General features: G+C 40.3%; 15 protein-coding genes. 7 read left to right on the forward strand and 8 right to left on the reverse strand.

Annotated elements, in window-relative coordinates:
* Positions 1-2: 2 nt before the first annotated feature.
* Positions 3-1547, reverse strand: a complete 1545-nt coding sequence (gene dnaB, locus B5X70_RS11200) for a replicative DNA helicase (protein WP_079557994.1) — start codon at positions 1545-1547, stop codon at positions 3-5.
* A 170-nt stretch (positions 1548-1717) separates the two neighbouring features.
* Here dnaB and ispE point away from each other — a divergent pair, with 170 nt between their 5' ends.
* Complete coding sequence (ispE, locus tag B5X70_RS11205) at positions 1718-2533, forward strand: 4-(cytidine 5'-diphospho)-2-C-methyl-D-erythritol kinase (RefSeq protein WP_079558073.1); 816 nt, start codon at positions 1718-1720, stop codon at positions 2531-2533.
* 96 nt (positions 2534-2629) lie between these two features.
* Here ispE and B5X70_RS11210 read toward each other — a convergent pair whose 3' ends face one another.
* Positions 2630-5968 (reverse strand): sensor histidine kinase, encoded by a 3339-nt coding sequence (locus B5X70_RS11210; RefSeq protein ID WP_143255070.1) that lies wholly within the window; start codon positions 5966-5968, stop codon positions 2630-2632.
* A gap of 400 nt (positions 5969-6368) precedes the next feature.
* A complete protein-coding gene (gene asnS / locus B5X70_RS11215; protein WP_079557996.1) occupies positions 6369-7808 on the reverse strand; it encodes an asparagine--tRNA ligase in 1440 nt (479 codons plus the stop codon).
* Positions 7809-8108: 300 nt separating this feature from the next.
* On the opposite strand from asnS, the gene B5X70_RS11225 reads away from it, so the two are divergent.
* On the forward strand, positions 8109-10130 hold the full coding sequence (locus B5X70_RS11225) for a S9 family peptidase (protein ID WP_079557998.1): 2022 nt from the start codon (positions 8109-8111) through the stop codon (positions 10128-10130).
* Positions 10131-10161: 31 nt separating this feature from the next.
* Here the strand turns inward: B5X70_RS11225 and B5X70_RS11230 are convergent, their stop codons facing one another.
* From B5X70_RS11230 to tgt, 4 genes are all read right to left on the reverse strand, one after another.
* Positions 10162-10482: an acyl-CoA carboxylase biotin carboxyl carrier protein subunit gene (locus B5X70_RS11230; RefSeq protein ID WP_079557999.1), complete on the reverse strand. Its 321-nt coding sequence runs from the start codon at positions 10480-10482 to the stop codon at positions 10162-10164.
* A gap of 11 nt (positions 10483-10493) precedes the next feature.
* The gene (locus tag B5X70_RS11235) at positions 10494-12038 is read right to left on the reverse strand and encodes an acyl-CoA carboxylase subunit beta (RefSeq protein WP_079558000.1); all 1545 of its coding nucleotides are present in this window, start codon (positions 12036-12038) and stop codon (positions 10494-10496) included.
* 273 nt (positions 12039-12311) lie between these two features.
* Positions 12312-13421: an LptF/LptG family permease gene (locus tag B5X70_RS11240; protein WP_079558001.1), complete on the reverse strand. Its 1110-nt coding sequence runs from the start codon at positions 13419-13421 to the stop codon at positions 12312-12314.
* Positions 13422-13691: 270 nt separating this feature from the next.
* Positions 13692-14822 (reverse strand): tRNA guanosine(34) transglycosylase Tgt, encoded by a 1131-nt coding sequence (gene tgt / locus B5X70_RS11245; RefSeq protein ID WP_079558002.1) that lies wholly within the window; start codon positions 14820-14822, stop codon positions 13692-13694.
* Between the two features lie 111 nt (positions 14823-14933).
* Here tgt and B5X70_RS11250 point away from each other — a divergent pair, with 111 nt between their 5' ends.
* The 3 genes from B5X70_RS11250 to rsmG are packed head-to-tail and all read left to right on the forward strand — an operon-like array spanning position 14934 to position 17338.
* On the forward strand, positions 14934-16073 hold the full coding sequence (locus tag B5X70_RS11250) for a glycosyltransferase (protein WP_079558003.1): 1140 nt from the start codon (positions 14934-14936) through the stop codon (positions 16071-16073).
* Positions 16064-16672 (forward strand): RNA polymerase sigma factor, encoded by a 609-nt coding sequence (locus tag B5X70_RS11255; protein ID WP_079558004.1) that lies wholly within the window; start codon positions 16064-16066, stop codon positions 16670-16672. The genes B5X70_RS11250 and B5X70_RS11255 overlap by 10 nt, the downstream gene beginning before the upstream one ends.
* 42 nt (positions 16673-16714) lie before the next feature.
* Positions 16715-17338, forward strand: coding sequence for a 16S rRNA (guanine(527)-N(7))-methyltransferase RsmG (gene rsmG, locus B5X70_RS11260; RefSeq protein WP_079558005.1), 624 nt, complete (start codon positions 16715-16717; stop codon positions 17336-17338).
* A 5-nt stretch (positions 17339-17343) separates the two neighbouring features.
* On the opposite strand, the gene B5X70_RS11265 is transcribed toward rsmG, so the two are convergent.
* Complete coding sequence (locus B5X70_RS11265; protein ID WP_159450004.1) at positions 17344-19299, reverse strand: SPOR domain-containing protein; 1956 nt, start codon at positions 19297-19299, stop codon at positions 17344-17346.
* Positions 19300-19592: 293 nt separating this feature from the next.
* Here B5X70_RS11265 and rpmH point away from each other — a divergent pair, with 293 nt between their 5' ends.
* Positions 19593-19751, forward strand: coding sequence for a 50S ribosomal protein L34 (rpmH, locus tag B5X70_RS11270; RefSeq protein WP_079558007.1), 159 nt, complete (start codon positions 19593-19595; stop codon positions 19749-19751).
* A 123-nt stretch (positions 19752-19874) separates the two neighbouring features.
* Positions 19875-20723 carry a PASTA domain-containing protein gene (locus B5X70_RS11275; RefSeq protein ID WP_079558008.1) on the forward strand — a complete coding sequence of 283 codons (849 nt, stop codon included), beginning with the start codon at positions 19875-19877 and terminating at the stop codon, positions 20721-20723.
* The last annotated feature ends 14 nt before the right edge of the window (positions 20724-20737 follow it).

Raw genomic sequence — 20737 nt, forward strand, 5'->3', positions numbered from 1 at the left:
AATTAAAACTCAGCATCCCTCTCAAAATTACCCCCAAAGCCAAAGTCGGGTTTGGAGCCGGGTGCAGGACTGCCTGTGGAGATGGTTTCATTCATTTTCGAGCTGAAAACCTGCATGGAGTCTGATTCAGCCCCGAATCCTCCACCAAATCCATCGACATCAACATCCTCGAAACGAATTACTTCCGGACGGAATCTCAAACGAACATCACCTGTGGCTCCGTTACGATGCTTGGCAATTATAATTTCGGCCATTCCGATTAGTGAATTACCGTTTTCATCCTCGGTAATTTTATAATACTCAGGGCGGTGGATGAAAAGAACCATATCCGCATCCTGTTCGATGGCTCCCGATTCACGAAGATCGGAAAGTTGCGGACGCTTCCCCTCCCCGGTTCGGCTTTCAACACCCCTGTTTAACTGCGAAAGTGCTAGAATTGGAACATTCAGTTCCTTGGCAAGACCTTTTAATGAACGAGAAATCATACTCACTTCTTCCTGACGGTTGCCTGGGTTCATCCCGCTGGCATTCATCAACTGAAGGTAATCAATAATGATGATTTTCAGATCATGCTGCTTCTTTAACCTGCGGCACTTTGCTCTCAGTTCAAATACTGACAAACCAGCTGTGTCATCCACAAATATCGGTGCATCTACCAGAGATTTAATTTTATGATCCAATTGCTCCCATTCGTATGGCTCAAGTTTCCCTGTTTTAATTTTCTCAGCTGCTAATTCGGTTTCTGCAACTATTAAACGGTTAACAAGCTGTACATTTGACATCTCAAGAGAAAACACAGCCACAGCCTGATTGTATTTCACTGCCATGTTTCGTGCCATCGACAGAACAAATGCAGTTTTTCCCATGGCAGGACGCGCAGCAATTACAACCATATCGGAATTCTGCCAACCTGATGTCATTCTGTCAAGTTCGGTAAATCCACTGGGAACACCACTCAAACCATCTGTCCGCTTACTGGCCACCTGAATCATCTCAATGGCCTCGTTAATCACCGGACTAATTTGCGTTGCATCACGCTTCATGCTTCCCTGAGAAAGCATAAAAAGCGAATTTTCTGCCTCTTCCAGCAAGTCATTCACATCCTCAGACTCATCAAAAGCCTTGGTTTGAATAACACCGGAAATGCGAATCATTTCACGTTGCAGATATTTCTGATAGATGATTCGGGAGTGATATTCAATATGGGCCGCAGAGGCAACCCTTCCGGTAAGCTGGGTTATATAAAAAGCTCCACCCACCTCTTCCAGTTTTGCCATTCGGCGTAACTCTTCGGTTACGGTGAGCAAATCGGCCGGTTCCTGACGGGCAAAAAGGCTTGTTATGGCCTCATAAATATGCTGATGAGCTTCCTTATAGAAGCAATCGGTCTTTAAAATCTCAGACACATTGGTAAATGCATCTTTCTCAAGAAGCATGGCTCCCAATACGGCTTCTTCAAGTTCAATGGCCTGTGGCGGCATTTTTCCTATGCCTAAATCCATCAAATCGGGGGACTTCTTTTTATTGTTATAACGTTTCTCGGCCATTGATAAAAATATTTTTTGAAAAGGATTACAAAGGTATGAAAAAGTGAATGGGGATAAAAACCATTTCAGAAATTCATATCAACAACAGGTTAACAGAGTTATTAACAATCGGAGCATTTGATTTAAAAATAACTACTTTTGTTTTTGGATGTTTTATAAAAATCTCAAGGATGATAGTGTTTCCCAATGCTAAAATAAATCTGGGTTTGAACATCGTTTCCAAAAGAAACGATGGATACCACAATTTGGAAACCATTTTTTTTCCAGTAAATAAATGGAATGACGTTCTGGAAGTCATTCCATCAACTCAAAACACTGATGAGTTTTCCGTTTCAGGATTAAAAATTGATGGTGCAGCGAACAACAATCTCTGCTTAAAGGCTTTAGAATACATGCGCCAACACACATCAATTCCTCCGCTTAAAATACACCTTCACAAGGTTATTCCCTTTGGGGCCGGACTTGGTGGCGGTTCAGCAGATGCTGCATTCATGCTGAAACTGCTGAACGAGCAGTTCCAGAAAAACTTTTCTTATTCTGTTCTGGAAAAGATGGCTGCTACCTTGGGAGCTGACTGTCCTTTTTTCATTAAAAACCAGGCAGTCATGGCAAGAGGAATAGGCAATGAATTCTCAGAAATTTCACTTCAATTAAAAAGCCTTTGGCTTTTAATTGTAGCTCCGGGCATTCATGTATCAACTGCCGAAGCATATGGTGGAATTATACCAAAATCTCCATCCATCCCAATAAATGCAATTATAACCAAACCTGTTGAAGAGTGGAGAAAGTTTCTCAAAAACGACTTTGAGGATACTGTATTTCGAAAATATCCAGCAATAGCCGACATTAAAGAAAATCTCTACCGAAATGGAGCCATTTACGCTTCCATGTCAGGAAGCGGTTCTGCGGTTTATGGATTATTCAAAGATAAACCTGAAATCATCTGGTCATCTTCATATGTTACTCATCTGGAGGAAATCAGCTAGCATCATATAAACCAGAATATGACGGAGTTGTATGGTGTGTTTGGCGTTCCCACTTGGGGGCTAGGGGTGAGCGCTGGAGACAATTCAGACTTGACTCTAGATTTTTTTCACTCCCCTCGGTAGTGAAAAACCAAAACTACTGCCTAAGCCGGGTTTACTTTCAATCAGCAATTTGCCTCCATTTTTCTGTATAAACTCATTACACAAAACCAAACCTAAACCAGAGCCTTTCTCCCCTTCGGTACCTTTTGTGCTCGAAGAGGCTCCCAATGTCAGAATTTGATCTATATCAGAAGGACCCAAACCTACTCCCGTATCCTTTATATATATAAATACACGATCATTGATCTCCTCCGATGACACAGAAATCTTTCCACCCCGCGGTGTAAACTTCACAGCATTAATTAATAAATTTCGAATCACCGTTCGCATCATATTGATGTCGGCAAACACTGGAAGATTTTGATAATCCGAAACATCAACCTCAATCTCTTTCTTTTTTGCACCATCATCAATCAGAATGAAATTTTCGTTTACAATTTCATTTAAATCTGTATGAACAGGAGAAAATTGTATGTCGTTGGTCTGGGTACGCGCCCAGTAAAGCAGGTTTTCCAACAGGTTAAACACCACCAAAGATGAATCATGAATTATGCGGGCATGCTCCCTCACCTGCTCTCTGTCATCCTGATCGCTGAATTCGGAAAGAAGTGATGAAAACCCAAGAATGGTGTTGAAAGGAGACCTTAAATCGTGTGCAATAATTGAAAAGAGCTTATCCTTGGTGTTGATCAGTTTAATTAACTCCCTGTTGCTTTTTTGTAGGTGATCAGCCTGACTCTCCAGTTCTTCACGCTGATCTGTTATCAGTTTTTGCCGTTCCTCCAGAATCTTGTTAATCCTGTTTAACTCTGTTGCCCGATGCATTAATTCGCGATTGCTTTTTCGCAATTTCCGCGTTTGCTCTGAAACTATGCGTGCTAATCTTTTTTTCTGCTTTATTAAATTGGCTGTACGTATTCGAAATATTGAAATGATAAGGATTAAAATCACCAGAGTAATAGCTGTATAAAACCAAACGGTTTTATACCATGGGGGTAGAATTCTAACTTTCACTGAAATGCCTTCTTCATTCCATATTCCGTCATTATTTGCGGCCTTTACACGAAAAACATACCTTCCCGGGCTGAGATTGGTGTATGACACCTGACGTCGAGAACCAATATAAACCCACCCATCATCAAAACCTTCCATCATAACTGCATACTCATTGCGATGAGAGTTAATCATATTAAGCGCAACAAACTCGAAACTGAAAAAATTCTGAGTATGGTCAAGAACTATTTCATCCACCCAGTTGATCTCTTTATTGAGAACCGAACTCGACTCATAATCTGTAACTTCCCTATTAAATAACAAAAATTTCGAAAATTTTAATTCTGGAGGAGTGCTGTTATAGTGAAGATTATCAGGATTAAATGCGTTGACACCGCCACTTCCGGCGAAAAAGAGAATATCTTCACCATTAAAATAAGAAGCATTATTATTAAACCCGGGGCCCTGTATTCCATCATTTTCATCAAAATGGAACAAATCACCGGTTTCAGGATTGTATCGGTGTAAACCAAAAAGAGTCCCAACCCACAATTCTCCGTTCTGGTCTTCTTCAATGCTGGTAATATAACTATTTCTGAAATCCTGATCACAACGGATAAAAGTTTCATTGGTCTTATTAAAACGGAATAATCCGTTATTGGTTCCAATCCAAATGGTTCCATTACCCGACTCAAGAATGGTGATAACCTGATTACCATGTATTGCTTCGGGATTCCCAGGTTCTGCATAAAAACTCCTGAATTCTTGAGATTCTATATCCATAACACATAAACCATAAGCTGTCCCGATCCAAAGCTTATCATCTCGGTCAACCATTAAATAGTGAATCCATTCGGAATTTAAAGTACTGTTTAACTCATTATAGAGAACAAAAATATTCTCATCTACTAAAAACTGGTTAACACCTCCTCCATGGGTTCCAATCCAGAGGTTTCCTCGCGAGTCTTCGGCTATTGCTCTTACATCGTTATTACTTAAACTGCCGTTGCTACCATCGGCTCTCCAAGCCTCAAACCGGTTGCTGCTTTCATCATACAAATGTAACCCGCCATTGTGCGTTCCCAGCCACATCCGGGATTTGGAGTCCTGAAAAATAGACAAAACACTTCCTCGTCCAATCTTACCGGGAATGTTTTCTGTAGAAGGATACCAGAGAATTTCACCGCTTCCCCAATTAAAAACTGTAAGTCCTCCACTAAATCCGCCAAGCCACAAATTACCATAAACATCTTCATGAACAGCACTGATGTTGCTTTGTCTTACATGCCAATAGTAATAATCACTCTCATTATACAATTGAAATCCTCTGGCAACAGAACTCGTATAAACTCCCTCTCCATTATAATAAGTGTAATAATTTCCTTGAATGTCCTGAAAAACACCATTAAGGTTTGGCCTGATTGATCCGGGCATATGAGAATCGTGATAATACCCATGAAAACGATCTTCCTCTTCAACGTATACCTTCATTCCGCTATAATCTACCGACCACAATGTACCCGTTGCATCAGTAAAAAATCGGGTAACAAACCTTTCCGAAGTATCATGGAAATAATTTTGAATAGCTCCTGTCTCTCTATCTACACGGGCAATTCCACCGTGCTCAATTCCAACCCAAAGAAATTGGTCATCAACTTCAAGATCGATTACTGAAATCTGATCCCGGCTTGGATGAAGAGTGGCTTCCAAAACAAATAAAGGCACATCTGCTTCATAGTCGGAGTAATACGAAACTCCGCCAGAGTTGTAATGACCAATCCATATTCCGCCCTGTTTGTCGAATGCATAAGAATAAATATAACCTAAAGCGGTTGATAGGAGATGTTGAAAACTCTTTGTTGCGTCATCAAAGTAGAATAAATCATTACCGGTGCAGAGTGTAAGGCGCCCATACAAATCAATCTCCATATGATTGAAGTAGAATTCTTCTAATCCTGCAGGATGATGTGGACTCGCTACTATATCGAAACGATCATACTCTCGGTTGTAAACCGATATTACGTCAGAAGATACAACCCATAACCTGTTAGCCGAGTCAACCAACAGATGCTCAATCTGATTACCTGCTAATCCAGCGTTCAATTGATTATCAACTGCCCGATAAACCCGTATCTCATGACCATCAAATCGATTTAAGCCATCCCTGGTGCCTATCCAAATGTACCCGTCATCGTCCTGAGCCATATGTGTTACATAATGGCTTGAAAGATTTACGTAGTCGGGTAATCGCTTAAAATACAGATCGGGGTACTGAGCAAACCCAATTTGGACACTCAACACCAACCAAATAACTACCACACTTTTGAGTAATCTTTTCACATCTCACCTTTAATCATTACTGCATTATACGTGATTAAATTAAAAAATGTTATCATTTTTTTAATCCTTTATCTATTCATAATCAGCCCCAAGTCATGCATAAATATTAATTAAGCGACTCCCTTGTAAACAATAGATTTTTCCTAATCAATTCCGACGGTGTAAAAAACACACAATAAACTGAAATGTCTGTTTTTAAATAACAAACTAAATAGCATCATCTATCCAAGTAGCTTAACATATTATTATTTGAAAAACAGTTATTTTTTTTCAAATAATTGCTTTTTTTTGAAAACTGATTATTAGATTCTATAAAGCTGAATGCCTATTTTAAACAAAAACAGCCTGTTCGTATTACGAACAGACTGTTTACATATTATAAAGTTCTCTAAAGACGAAATTAAAACTCAGCATTTTTTGGAGTCCTTGGGAACGGAATGACATCCCGAATATTACCCATCCCGGTAACAAACAGCATCAGTCTTTCAAATCCAAGACCAAATCCACTATGTGGTACGGTTCCAAATTTGCGGGTTTCCAGATACCACCACATCTCCTCAACAGGAATATCCATTTCCTCCATTCTTGCCACCAGTTTGTCGTAGTTTTCTTCCCGTTGCGAACCTCCGATGATCTCCCCTATTTGTGGAAATAAAACATCCATGGCTCTAACCGTTTTGTTTTCCTCATTTAACTTCATGTAAAAAGCTTTGATCTCCTTGGGATAATCGGTAAGAATAACAGGTTTCTTAAAATGACGTTCAACAAGGTAACGCTCATGCTCACTTTGCAGATCGGCTCCATATCCTTCAATTGGATATTTGAATTGTCCCTTTTTATTGGGTTTGCTGTTACGCAGTATCTCGATAGCTTCCGTATAGGTCAATCGCACAAAATCATCTTCCAGCACGAATTTTAATTTTTCAATCAATTCCATGCTTTTCTCATCGGCTTTTTTATTCTTCTCCTCCTCTTTAAGCCTATTGCTGAGAAAATTTAAATCGTCAGCACAATTATCCAAAGCATATCTAATCAGGTATTTCAGAAACTCCTCAGCCAAATCCATGTTGTCATTCAAATCGTAAAAAGCCATCTCCGGCTCAATCATCCAAAACTCAGCCAGGTGACGCGTTGTATTTGAATTCTCAGCTCTGAATGTGGGGCCAAAGGTGTATATATCAGCTAATCCCATGGCAGCCAACTCTCCCTCTAACTGTCCGGAAACCGTCAAATTAGTGGGACGACCAAAAAAATCTTTGGAGAAATCTATGGCTCCATCATCATTCTTAGGAATGTTATCAAGATTGAGTGTTGTAACCTGAAACATCTCACCTGCTCCTTCTGCATCAGAAGATGTGATGATGGGTGTATGAATATTCACAAAACCTTTTAATGAAAAAAAGCTATGAACAGCAAATATCATGGCATGGCGAACTCTTGCAATGGCACTGAAAGTATTGGTTCGAAAGCGCAAATGCGCTTTCTCACGAAGGAATTCCAGCGAATGCTTTTTAGGTTGCAGAGGATACTCATTCACATCACAGTCGCCAATGACTTCTATTTTCTTTGCCAGCAGCTCAACATTTTGTCCGGTTCCCTGCGATTGATTCAACTCTCCCACAACAGCCAGTGAAGCTCCGGTATTTGCACGACGCAACAACTCTTCTCCAAACAATTCAACATCGGCTACAATCTGAAGGTTATGAATAGTTGATCCATCATTCATTGCAATAAAGCTCACCTGCTTATTTCCTCTTCTGGTTCTGACCCAGCCTTTTACTAAAAACTCCTTACCAGTTTCTTCACTTTTAAGTACCTCAACAATTTTTGTGCGTCGCATATTCAGTCAGGTTATTACTATAAGTTAAATAAATTCTGAAAATTTAAAACATCTCTTTTTCCATGTGCGGATTCATGAAAATGAATTTGCACAGATCTCTTCTAATAAAAAAACTATTAAAGGGGATGTAAACAAAACTTTTCGGACTGTAAAAATAATCAATTAGATACAGAGAAAAGAGAGAATAGAATAAAAATATACGCTTTGATGTTAAAATACCCAAAACCAAAGGCCTGTCATTGAATAAATGCCCCTGCTTTTTTATATTGTGCATCAAAATCATTTAAAACTTACAAAAAAATGAAGGTATTAAGCATGATGGCTGCAATGATGTTTGGATTGTTAATTCACTCCATTGCAGAAAAGAGCCCGATTACTGCCGAAAATCTCTGGGAATTTGCCCGGGTTGGCAGCCCAACAGTTTCACCAGACGGAAAACAAACAGTCTTTCCTGTATCGACCTATTGCATTGAAGAGAACAATTCCAAAACTCATCTCTATCTGATGAACAATGAGAATGGGAATTACCGACAGTTAACCTTTAATGGAAGTGAAAACTCTCCTGCATGGTCGCCGGATGGTCAATATATTGCATTTGTTTCGCGTCGAAACAATAACCCCGCACAACTTTTTATTCTGCCGCTATACGGCGGTGAACCCAGAAAAATTACAGATCTCCCTGTTGGAGTATTTGCCCCTAAGTGGTTCCCCAATGGAAAAAAACTTGCATTTGGGGCCAACATCCATCCCGACTATGATGGAGATTGGGATCAGCTAAAGGAGATCCAGAAACAAAGCAGAGAGAACAAAGTAACCGCAAAAGTAACCGAAAATGTTATGTATCGGTTTTGGGACAGATGGATTACCGACGGATTTTATCCACGACTTTTTACCGTTGATTTGAATTCGGAAACTGTTACTGACCTGATGCCCGGTACCAACAACTTTTTCAATATGATGGGTGGGGTAAATTACGATATTGCCCCTGACGGAAAAACCATTGTGGTAAGCATGAACTCAACCGAACCTCCCTATGAAAGATTAAATTACGATCTGTACTTGGTTCCAACTAATGGATCAGGAGAATTAACCAATATTACGGCAGACAATCCTGCTGACGATATGAATCCCGTATTTTCGCCCGACGGGAAAAAAATTCTTTACGGAGCGAAAGAAATCTACCATTTCTATGCGGATAAAACCGTCATGGTTCTTTACGACGTTGCAACCGGAAACAAACAAAGGCTAACCGATCACATAGATCTATCCTGTGAAAATTGGTTTTTTAGCGAAAACGGACGCACCATTTACTTTCATGCACAAGATAATTCAATGACCTCCATCTTCAGCATCCCTGCAAATGGTGGACAACACACAGAGTTATTCGGCTCAGGCACCAACAGTGGGGCAGCTTTGGCAGGAAACCGGCATCTTATCTTTAATCATCACAACCTAAGCGCGGCACCAGAACTATACAGGTTAAATCTGCGCAACAGACAGACAGAGAAAATGACCGGGTTTAACGATGATTTAGTTGCAACCATAAATTGGGGTTCTATTGAGAATGTAACCTATAAGGGTGCAGAAGACCGCGATGTGCAAATGTTCATCAACTACCCACCCGATTACGACCCAAATAAAAAATATCCTTTGGTATTGATGATCCATGGTGGCCCCCACAGTATTTTTGGCGATTCATTTCATTTCCGGTGGAACAGCCAATTATTTGCAGCCCCCGGATACATAGTGGCCATGCCAAATTTTCATGGCTCCACCAGTTTTGGTCAGGACTTTGCCATCAGCATACACGGAGAACATGCTCCTAAGCCTTTTGAGGACATCATGAAAGCGACCGATTACCTGATTGAACGCGGCATTGTTGATGAAACCAGAATGGCTGCCACCGGAGGCAGTTATGGAGGATATATGGTAAGCTGGATCGCTGGTCATACCGATCGATTTGCCGCACTGGTTAATCATGCAGGAGTTTACGATCTGCATTTGCAATTTGCATCAGACTACTCCGGAAACAGAGCCTATCAATACAGCGGCTCTCCCTGGGAAAACTTTGATCAGCTTAATGCAAACAACCCTGCGCAATTTGCACACAATTTTAAAACCCCGATGCTGGTTATTCATGGAGAGCTGGACTACAGGGTGCCAGTGGCTCATGGCTTTTTAATATATGGGATTTACAAATCGATGGGATTGGATGCCAGATTGGTCTATTATCCTGATGAGAATCACTGGATTTTAAATCCTCAAAATTCAATTTTCTGGTATGAAGAGCTTCACAACTGGTTGGAGAGATATTTAAAGTAAAAAAAATGCCCCGCAATTGCGGGGCATTTTTTTATTCCAATTCAATCATCAAGTGATTCTTAGGTATCTTTTCTCCCTTGGAAACATGAATATTCTTAATCTTTCCGTCAAAAGGCATCAACACCTTATTCATCATCTTCATAGCTTCAAGTATTAAAAGGATTTGGCCTTCTTTTACTTTAGCACCGGGCTTAACCTTAATATCGATAATAGTTCCCGGTATGTAAGATTTAATCTCTTTCGGATCGGGAGCTTTATAAGGTTTTCTGGTTGCATATTTAATGGTAAGCAAGGTCTTGTATTTACGCGCAGTCACGGCAAAATCGACCAGCTCAAGCTTTTTATCTTCCATGATTGTGCATATTAAAATGGTGGAATTCCGTGCTTTTTGTATGGTCTCTGATCATTCTTGTTGCTGGACACTTCAATGGCATGTAACAGCAAATGTCTGGTTTCTGATGGCTCAATTACGGAATCGATGTACCCTTTAGCTGCCGCTACATATGGATTTGCAAAACGCTCAATGTACTCCTGAACTTTTACTTCACGCATTGCATCGGGATCTTCTGCCTCTTCAATCTCTTTCTTAAAGATAATGTTAGCAGCTCCTTCAGGTCCCATTACTGCAATTTCAGCCATTGGCCAGGCAAACATAAAGTCTGCTCCCAAGTGACGTGAGTTCATGGCAATATAACCTCCCCCATATGCTTTTCGCAATATCACTGTAATTTTTGGTACAGTAGCCTCAGAATAAGCATAAAGCACTTTTGCTCCATGGCGAATAACTCCGGCATGCTCTTGATCAACACCCGGCAAATATCCCGGCATATCTTCAAGGGTAATGATCGGAATGTTAAATGCGTTACAGTAACGAATGAAACGGGCAGCTTTATCGGAACTGTCGCAGTCGAGCACCCCTGCCAAAACCAATGGCTGGTTTGCTACAAAACCGGTGGTTTGTCCGTTCATACGGCCAAATCCGATAACAATGTTGGGAGCAAAAAACTCCTGAATTTCGAAGAAATCAGAGTCGTCAACAATGGCTTTAATAACATCCCTTACATCATAAGGCTGCTTTGGATCGGCTGGAATAATGTCCTCAATATTTCCTTTAAACTTAGGCTCTTTTGGAGGAAATGCTCTCGCCTTTTGTGTGTTGTTCCAGGGAATAAAGGTGATGAGCTTTTTAATCTGTTCAAAACACTCCATTTCGCTTCCGGCAAAGAAATGAGCATTACCTGTAATTTCCGCGTGCACTCGCGCACCACCCAGTTCTTCCATGGAAATTTCTTCACCAAGTACCGTTTTAATAACGCTTGGCCCGGTAATAAACATTTTAGAAATCTGATCAACCACGAAGACAAAGTCCGTTAACGCAGGTGAATAAACTGCTCCACCTGCACATGGTCCTAATATTACAGAAATCTGTGGAATAACTCCGGAAGCAATGGTATTGCGATAGAAGATCTCACCATATCCCGCAAGAGAATTTACTCCTTCCTGAATACGGGCTCCACCAGAGTCGTTGATTCCAATCAAAGGAACCCGCATTTTCAATGCGTGATCCATAATTTTTGTAATCTTACGGGCGTGCATTAAGCCCAAAGATCCACCGGCAACAGTAAAGTCCTGTGCAAAAATACAAACCGGTGCTCCATAAATGGTTCCGGTTCCTATAATCACACCGTCACCATGCAACTGCTTCTTGTCCATTCCGAAGTCACGGGCTTCGTGCTCAACAAAAAGGTCATACTCAGTGAAAGATTCATTGTCGAGTAGAGCTAAAATACGCGAGCGGGCGGTCATTTTACCCATCGCCATCTGCTTCTCAATGGCTTTTTCGCCACCTCCCAACTGAACCTTTTCTCTTCTTTTACGAAGATCAAGGATGTGCTTTTTCAATGACATACTCAATTAGTTTTGGTTAATTTAATGTTTATCAGCAAAATACACTAAAACTGACAAACCAATTGAAGGTGCATAATTACAAATTTTAACCCCAACAGGCTGCATTTTTATTGACTTTTTTTCACAGATAAACAACAAACCGTTAATATTCAGAAAAATACAAAAGACATTTTTAATACATGGGAAAGGCAAGATTTCTCATGAGATAATAAATTTAATAAAATTTATTATCTACTTCAATAAATAGAACTCCATGTAATGATTCAGAGTTAACTATTTGGGTGCACGGCGATAAAGATAGGCAGCGACCAAAGCAAAAACAAAATTAGGAATCCACACAGCAAGCCAGGGGCTCATATTGCCATTGATGGCAAAAGTGGTGCTCACCGTCATAAATAAAATGTATCCAAAACTCAGAGCAATACCAATCCCAATATGAAGCCCCATCCCTCCTCGCACCTTCCGTGAAGCAAGCGACAATCCCATAATGGATAAAATAAAAGCCGAGAAAGGAGATGCTTGTCGTCGATGCTTTTCAATCAGAAATTCTTCCACATTACCTACCCCGCGCTGCTGTTGTTCTTCGATGTATGTTGTCAGTTCAGGCGTGGTCATGGTTTCAAAAAACTTGCGTTCCTCTTTCAAATCGGCTGGACGCATGTTCAGGATGGTATCCATCTCCCTACCTTCGGTAATGATCTGCTTTTCGCGAGAGATGTATTCTCTTTTCACATAATTCCTCAGAGACCATCCAGAGGTCGCTGTATCATAAACAGCAGATTGTGCTGTAATTTTCTTTCTTAACTGTTTTCCGTCGAAGACCTCCAGACTGAAATCATCACCCACCTCACGCAAAGAGGAGTATCTCCGCACGTACACGTAAACGTTTGGTTCAATCTGCATGTGTATATTATTCATCCCGGTTTCGCGCCTTTTACGCACATAGGTGCTTTCAAAATCCAGGCGAACCTTATTGGCCGGAGGAATCACATATGACCCCAAAACAAAAGAGAATGCTCCAATAATAAAAGCCCCGACAATATATGGCACCATTAAACGCCTAAAACTTACCCCACTTGAAAGAATGGCGATGATTTCGGTTTGGTAAGCCATTTTTGAAGTGAAGAAAATTACCGCAATAAAAACAAACAGTGGCGTAAACAAATTGGCGAAGTAGGGGACAAAGTTTGCGTAATAATCAAACACAATGGCATTCAAAGGTGCAGCATTTTCAAGAAAATCATCAATCTTCTCCGCCAAATCGAATACAACCGATATGCTAATGATTAATAAAATAGCAAAGAAAAATGTACCAAGGAATTTCCGGAGTATATAAACATCCAGTTTTTTTAAGCCAAATAACTTAGTGTACCAACTCTCCATCAGCAGTTGTTATAATTTACCTTTTTGAACAAGGATTTACAAAGGAACAAAAAAATGAACAATCTCCGAATCAATAGAGCGCAAGACTTTTAGATTACTAGATATTAGATGTGCTCAAACCCTTTATAATCTATAAATTGAACAACTATTATTCAGTTCACACATCTGACAAACAGGCAAATAAAAAATCTTAACAAACCGATATCTAAAAAACAGATTAATGATATAGTTTGGTTCTGATAAACAGAACCAAAAACTAAATATTACAAACTACAATCTTACCTTTAATTGCTTTACCATTTGTTCTTTCCATTCAAAAAACGTGCCTTGGTTGATTTGCCTTCTGGCCTCATCAACCAACCACATATAAAATGACAAATTATGGATTGAAGCAATTTGGGGACCAAGCATCTCTCCAGCAATAAAAAGGTGACGCAAATAAGCTTTCGAATAAATCAAATCGAAAGCAGAGTTGCCATCCGGGTCGATGGGCGAAAAATCATCCTTCCACTTCTCATTTCTGATGTTTATGATTCCCTTTGACGTAAATAGCATTCCGTTTCGTCCATTTCGTGTTGGCATCACACAATCAAACATATCCACTCCCAGACTGATGGCTTCAAGTATATTGGCCGGAGTGCCTACCCCCATTAAATATCGTGGTTTATCTTCGGGAAGGATTTCATTGACAACCTGTATCATTTCATACATCACCTCTTCGGGTTCTCCAACCGCCAAACCGCCAATGGCATTTCCCTCGCGATTCTGATTTGCTATAAACTCTGCAGATTGACGCCTTAAATCAGGAAACCCTGCTCCCTGAACGATCGGGAAAAAAGTCTGTCCATAATCATAAAGCGGCTCAGTTGAGTCAAAACGTTCAATCCCTCTCAATAGCCATCGGTGTGTTAATTCCATCGATTTTTTGGCATAATTGAAATCGCTGTCTCCAGGCGGGCACTCATCAAACGCCATGATTATGTCTGCTCCGATTACCCTTTGGATATCAACCACATTTTCAGGTGTAAAAATGTGCTTCGAGCCATCTATGTGACTTTGAAATTCAGCTCCCTCTTCCTTCAATTTTCTGCGATGGCTTAACGAGAACACCTGAAATCCCCCACTATCAGTAAGAATCGGCTTTCCCCAGCCATTGAATTTATGTAACCCTCCGGCTTTTCTCAAAACATCAATTCCAGGACGCAAATATAGGTGATAAGTATTTCCAAGAATAATCCGTGCCCTTACCTCCTGCTCCAGATCACGTACATGAATCCCCTTAACCGATCCAACAGTCCCGACAGGCATAAAAACCGGAGTTTCAATTTTTCCATGATCAGTTGTTATTTCTCCGGCACGTGCTTTCGAGAAAGCATCTTTTTTGTGCAATACAAAGTCCATTCGAATATATTTCTATTATAAGAAGCGCAAAGATACAATTTGCCAATGACATAATTTTAATTTGTCTGCGAGAGAAAAAAATCGCATTTTTGGCTAAAATTGTAACGTTATATGGACTTTTCATCCGCATCAACAACTGAACTGATTATATCGGGTCTCTTCGTTATTAGCTGGTTCATACAGTTGTGGTTTCTATTGGTTCGAATTAGACCACTCGCATTTCATTCATTACCAGCTATACAAACAGAGGCAACGAACACGAAACCTGTATCAGTTATCATTTGTGCAAAAAATGAATCTGAAAACCTGGAGAAATTTTTACCCAAAGTTCTCACACAAGAATATCCCGAGTTTGAAGTAATTGTGGTTAACGACTGTTCCGAGGACGATTCTGAAATGGTACTGGCAAGGTTAAAAGAAAAATATCCTCACCTTTACTATACCAATATCCCAGTTGACAGAAAATTCTCTCATGGTAAAAAGCTGGCACTCACAATTGGGGTTAAAGCGGCAAAAAACAATCACCTGGTTTTAACCGATGCAGATTGTTACCCAACTTCCGAGAAATGGCTTTCTGGCATGATGCAAGGCTTTAAGGAAGGCAAGGAAATTGTTTTAGGAGTTGGTACATATGAAAAACAATCCGGTTTCGCCAACCTTTTAACCAGATACGACACCTTTGTTACCGCCATTCAATATTTGGGTTATGCATTAAGTAAAAAACCATATATGGGGGTTGGAAGAAATCTGGCATATAAAAAGGAATTGTTTGTGAAAAACAATGGAGTAAAGAGCCATAGTCACATATTATCAGGGGATGATGATCTCTTTGTTCAATCTGTTGCGAATAAACACAACACTGAGATCATCATAAACCCTGAGGCACAGACCATTTCCACTCCTCCCGGGAACCTGAGTGGGTGGCGGAGGCAAAAAGCGCGTCATCTCACAACAGCTCCTTATTACAAAGGCAGCATTAAACGAGCACTTTTTAGTGACCTTATTACAAGACAAATATTGATCGCCTTCACTATTCTTTTAATAATTTTTAATACTTTTGCAATAATAGCAGCAGGGCTATTCCTGTTCATGTTCGTTATCAGGTTATTGTTTAATAGAAATATTTCTATTAAACTTGCACAGGGAAGACTGCACTGGTGGATGCTGATTTTTGAATTTATTCATCCCTGGTATTTGCTATGGGCGCAGTTAGCTAACCTGTTCAGTAGAAAGAAAAGTAAATGGAAGTAATAAATCCCAATCTGTCGGAAAAGGCCAGGTATGACCTTGATCTGGTAAAAAGAGCTGAAAGTGGTGATCAAAAGGCCTATGCTGAGTTAATGGCTCGCTACAGAGATGCTATATACTTTATGCTCCTGAAGATGATCAACAACAAAACAGATGCAGAAGATCTTACAATCGAAGCATTTGGAAAAGCATTCAAGAATCTCAGCCAATACTCACCCAGTTATGCCTTTAGTACCTGGTTATTTAAAATAGCATCAAACAACTGCATTGATTATCTAAGAAAGAAACGCTCTAATCATATCTCCATAGACGGATCATTCTCTGAAGAAAAGGAAATGGATACACATATCCATTTAAAGGATGAAACCCCCGACCCGGAAGAGAATCTCATACGTGCACAAAAAGCTGTATTGATGCGTACAGTGGTAAAAAAACTGAAACCGCGATACAGAACCCTGATTGAACTTCGCTATTTTAAAGAATACTCATACGAAGAGATATCAGAAGAGCTGGACTTGCCATTAGGAACAGTCAAAGCTCAGTTATTCAGAGCGCGGGAACTCCTTTTCAACACTCTCAAAAACACTGAAGTAAAAAAATAGCATATCCCCTCAAGACAGCAATATACAAGATTTTAACGCAGAATGACAAATCCTCTTTATCAATACTTCTCCATTTTAACGGACGCACAAAAAGAAAAATTTGATCAGTTAAAGTCATTGTATGATGATTGGAACAGCAAAATCAACGTGATCTCAAGAAAGGACATGGACGCCTTTTATGAACACCACGTTCTTCATTCGCTCGCCATCGCAAAATTCATCAGCTTTTCACCAAGAAGCCAAATCGTTGATATTGGAACAGGTGGAGGGTTTCCGGGCATTCCACTATCAATCATGTTTCCCGATTGCAAATTTGTTTTGGTTGACTCTATTGGAAAAAAAATTAAGGTGGTTAATGAAGTGATAAAATCAATAGGGCTAATTAACGCAGTAGGGCTGCAGTCCCGATCAGAACAACACTCTGGGAAATATGATTTCATTGTAAGCAGAGCTGTAACCACATTGCCTGATTTTGTAAAGTTGACCAAGCACCTGATTTCTCCAAACCAAAAGAATGCCATCTCCAATGGGATTCTGTATTTGAAAGGAGGTGAGATTCTTTCGGAAGTCAAGCCATTTGGCAAAAGAGCCTCTGTAATAAATCTTAATCAATACTTTCAGGAGCCATTCTTTGAAACCAAAAAACTGGTTCATCTTTCGCTTTAACCTTTTTAGTCTAACATCACCACCCACTCCTCTTCAGACCCTGCTTTCAGTTCAGGTAATTCTCTTATCCATGCATCGTGATATTTTCCTGACTTACGAATGCTCTCCAGAAATTCCTCGGCATCCTCCTCGCTGGAAAACTCGCCGGCAACAAACCGAATAAATCCGTCTTTCCCTTTATAAGCTCTGATATTTTGTCGGTTCAGACCTGAAAAGAAACTATCTGCCGGGTTCGGGTTGCGCAAAAGAGCTAATATCTGAACTGTATAAAGTTCAGACCGGGGTTCTTCTATAATTTCTGTCATATAGAAATGAGGAAAAATAGGTTCCTGTTCATCAAACCTTTCTATTTCACGTTTAAGAGGAGACTCCATAGACAATTCCTGAAGCAGGACAACATTTTGTTCCCTCTCATAAGTCAATTCTTCAGGGATGTAAACTTCTCTGGATTTAACAACCTCATCCATAATGACCTCCTCTATGCGATAAGACTCACCTGCTTCAAGAAAAAGCAAATACCTGCCGGTGTGCCGGTTAGGCCGATAATCTCCTACCATCTTGCTATCGTCGTCACGCCAAACCAATATTCTTACCTCCAATCCGGATTTTCCGGAATCATCTGAAACATACCCCTCAACCACTGCTAATGAACCTTTTCGTTGCTCATCAAAACTTACACGATAAATATCTGAACGAGCCTTCTTTCCGGAAAAACGGTAAGAGGCAAAATAGGCCTGACTTTTATTGAGGGTAGGTACAAAAAAGTAATCATCATCTGCGCTATTTACAGGAACGCCCATATTTACAGCACCCGCCCAACTGCCATCCGGCAATTTTTGAGTATAGAACACATCAAAACCTCCAATGGAGTTATGTCCTTCCGATGAAAAATAGAGAGTCAATCCATCAGGATGCATCTTTGGAGTCTCTTCATCTAATTCAGTATTGATGTTTGGCCCCATATTTACCGGTTCTCCCCAATTCCCCTTCTCATCCATTCTTACTTTATAAATGTCCAAACCACCATAACCGCCCGGTCGGTTACTGGTAAAGAAGAGCGTACTCTGATCCGGAGAAAGGCTTGCATGAGTTTCGTCCCACTCTGAATTGATGGGTGCCGGCAACATCTCAGGTTCCTGCCATTTTCCGTTAACCAGATTACTGACATAAATATTACGCCCGGGATACCGGTCGTTCATAAACAGAAAAAGTTTTGTCCCGTCTGGAGAAAGAGAAAGTATTGAGATGTGCTCATGCCGGGAATATAGCTCCCGAACCAAGTCTGGCTCCTGCCATTGTCCATCCTTAAACTCAGAGACAAATATTTTCTCGGCATATTGTCCATCCTGAAATGCTCTTTCACGAGCTACTGGCCTGCGAGAAGTGAAAAAAATGCGATTTCCGGTTAAACATACCAGAGGACTGTGATCATCAAACTCTGAGTTAATCACATCTCCGATGCTCGTGATTTTTAATGGGACAGGATTTTGTACCAGAATTGCTGCGTGCCTGGCTTGTTTCAGTTCCAATGAAAAATCATCCTTCAGTTCAGTGTCCTGAACTGAATCTCTCAATTGCTCCAATATAGGTATGGCAAAGGAGGGCTGATTCATTAACCGATATGCTCTGCTTTTTGCGTGCTGTATGTAGATCCCAAACTCATTAAAAGCATCATCCTCCGGGATGATCTCTAGTACCTTATCAAATAAAACAATAGCCGAGTCAAGATTTTGATGAGAAAACATATAACTCATCCCCAACTGAGTGAGGGCATCAATATGTTGGGGCGACTCAACCAGTATGCTCTGAAACAATTCAATCGCTCTGGAAAAATCACCTACATCCGAGGCATTCATGGCTCTTCGGAAGGTTGCATGATGTGGATCTCTTATAATTATCTGAGAATTAACCTGAGCACTTCCCAGAAGAAGAATAATGACCCCGATAAAAAATCTATTCAACGCACTTTTCATTCTGCAGACTCACTAGTTACTGCAAAGTATACGCAAAACAAACATAAAGGTTTAGTTTTCGAAACAATTGCAAATTAAGCGCATAAATGCACTTGTTTACCTGTATAAAACAATCACCACTCAAGAATGATCATCAATCAAGAAGCTGGGGATCAACCCATGTGCATTTTAAAAAAGGAATAAAAAATAAACGTCATTTCTTTGGTTTGATGAAAAAAACGTCTATTTTTGCAGTCCGAAATGAATACAAGGCATTTATAAAAAGATAAAACGAAACTAAAATGAAAAGGACATTTCAACCTTCGAACCGGAAAAGAAGAAACAAACATGGTTTCAGAAGCCGGATGGCAACCGCAAATGGTCGTCGTGTTTTGGCATCCAGACGTGCCAAAGGCAGAAAAAAACTAACTGTATCTGATGAAAGAAAGCACAAAGCCTAATCAAGGGGCTACGCTATAGAATAAAAAGACCCGTAACGCGGGTCTTTTTTTGTTTATGAACACCGACCCGCTATATTTGAATATTTTATATTATTTTTGAGATCGAATAAAAAAAGAATACAGATGTCTCGCTGGAAAATCTTACTTGAAAAAACACTTTGGAAGCACATCGGAATTCTGGCCGGATCCGCTGTCGTGCTTCTGATATCGATCTTTTTTTTCCTTAAAATATACACCCTTCACGGACAGGGGGCTCCTGTTCCGGATTTTACAGGGCTTACAGAACAACAGCTACAGCACCTGATTAATTCCAGAAATCTCAGATACACGATAATTGATTCAGTGCACATTGACAACATGCCTAAAGGCGTTGTTATTGAGCAAGTACCGGGCGCCGGCCAAAAAGTAAAAAAGAACCGAAGGATCTTTTTTACCATTAACGCCTGGACAGAAGAACAAGTCGCTGTTCCAAGTCTGATGGACTATAGTTTAAGAAACGCCAAAGTGATACTTGAGTCCTTTGGTCTCGAAACAGGTGACCTCATTTACATCCCTTCAGAATATACCAATCTTGTATTAGGGCAGCACAAGGAAGGAAAACCGGTTGAACCCGGAACCTTGGTACCGAGAGGCTCTAAAATAGATCTTCTCATAGGTCGTGGGCTTAGCAGCGAAACCACAGCAGTGCCCGATATGATTGGAATGACTCTTGAAGAAGCTAGAAGAGTAGCTCGAAGTGTTTCGTTAAATATTGGAGCTACTATTTATGCAGATACTGTAGCCACTGCGACAGATTCGTTAAACGCATTTGTTTGGCGACAAAACCCGCCGTCACAAAGAGGGTTTCAGCTAAATCTGGGTGCATCCATCGATGTCTGGCTATCCATTGACGAAGACCTGCTAAAACCTGATGAGCCTGTAGAGCTGCCTGAACAAGAGATTACAGATGATTTTGGGGACGAATTCTTTTAACAACAATCACAACC

The organism is Alkalitalea saponilacus, from assembly GCF_900168165.1.
Taxonomy (GTDB): domain Bacteria; phylum Bacteroidota; class Bacteroidia; order Bacteroidales; family Marinilabiliaceae; genus Natronoflexus; species Natronoflexus saponilacus.

What these genes read in the sequence shown, in the direction of transcription:
- ispE (WP_079558073.1), top strand. Translation starts at nt 1,718, where the DNA reads ATGATAGTGTTTCCCAATGCTAAAATAAATCTGGGTTTGAACATCGTT.
- B5X70_RS11255 (WP_079558004.1), top strand. Translation starts at nt 16,064, where the DNA reads ATGGAAGTAATAAATCCCAATCTGTCGGAAAAGGCCAGGTATGACCTT.
- B5X70_RS11235 (WP_079558000.1), bottom strand. Translation starts at nt 12,038, where the DNA reads ATGTCATTGAAAAAGCACATCCTTGATCTTCGTAAAAGAAGAGAAAAG.
- B5X70_RS11275 (WP_079558008.1), top strand. Translation starts at nt 19,875, where the DNA reads ATGTCTCGCTGGAAAATCTTACTTGAAAAAACACTTTGGAAGCACATC.
- dnaB (WP_079557994.1), bottom strand. Translation starts at nt 1,547, where the DNA reads ATGGCCGAGAAACGTTATAACAATAAAAAGAAGTCCCCCGATTTGATG.
- rsmG (WP_079558005.1), top strand. Translation starts at nt 16,715, where the DNA reads ATGACAAATCCTCTTTATCAATACTTCTCCATTTTAACGGACGCACAA.
- asnS (WP_079557996.1), bottom strand. Translation starts at nt 7,808, where the DNA reads ATGCGACGCACAAAAATTGTTGAGGTACTTAAAAGTGAAGAAACTGGT.
- B5X70_RS11240 (WP_079558001.1), bottom strand. Translation starts at nt 13,421, where the DNA reads ATGGAGAGTTGGTACACTAAGTTATTTGGCTTAAAAAAACTGGATGTT.
- B5X70_RS11250 (WP_079558003.1), top strand. Translation starts at nt 14,934, where the DNA reads ATGGACTTTTCATCCGCATCAACAACTGAACTGATTATATCGGGTCTC.
- tgt (WP_079558002.1), bottom strand. Translation starts at nt 14,822, where the DNA reads ATGGACTTTGTATTGCACAAAAAAGATGCTTTCTCGAAAGCACGTGCC.
- B5X70_RS11230 (WP_079557999.1), bottom strand. Translation starts at nt 10,482, where the DNA reads ATGGAAGATAAAAAGCTTGAGCTGGTCGATTTTGCCGTGACTGCGCGT.
- B5X70_RS11225 (WP_079557998.1), top strand. Translation starts at nt 8,109, where the DNA reads ATGAAGGTATTAAGCATGATGGCTGCAATGATGTTTGGATTGTTAATT.
- rpmH (WP_079558007.1), top strand. Translation starts at nt 19,593, where the DNA reads ATGAAAAGGACATTTCAACCTTCGAACCGGAAAAGAAGAAACAAACAT.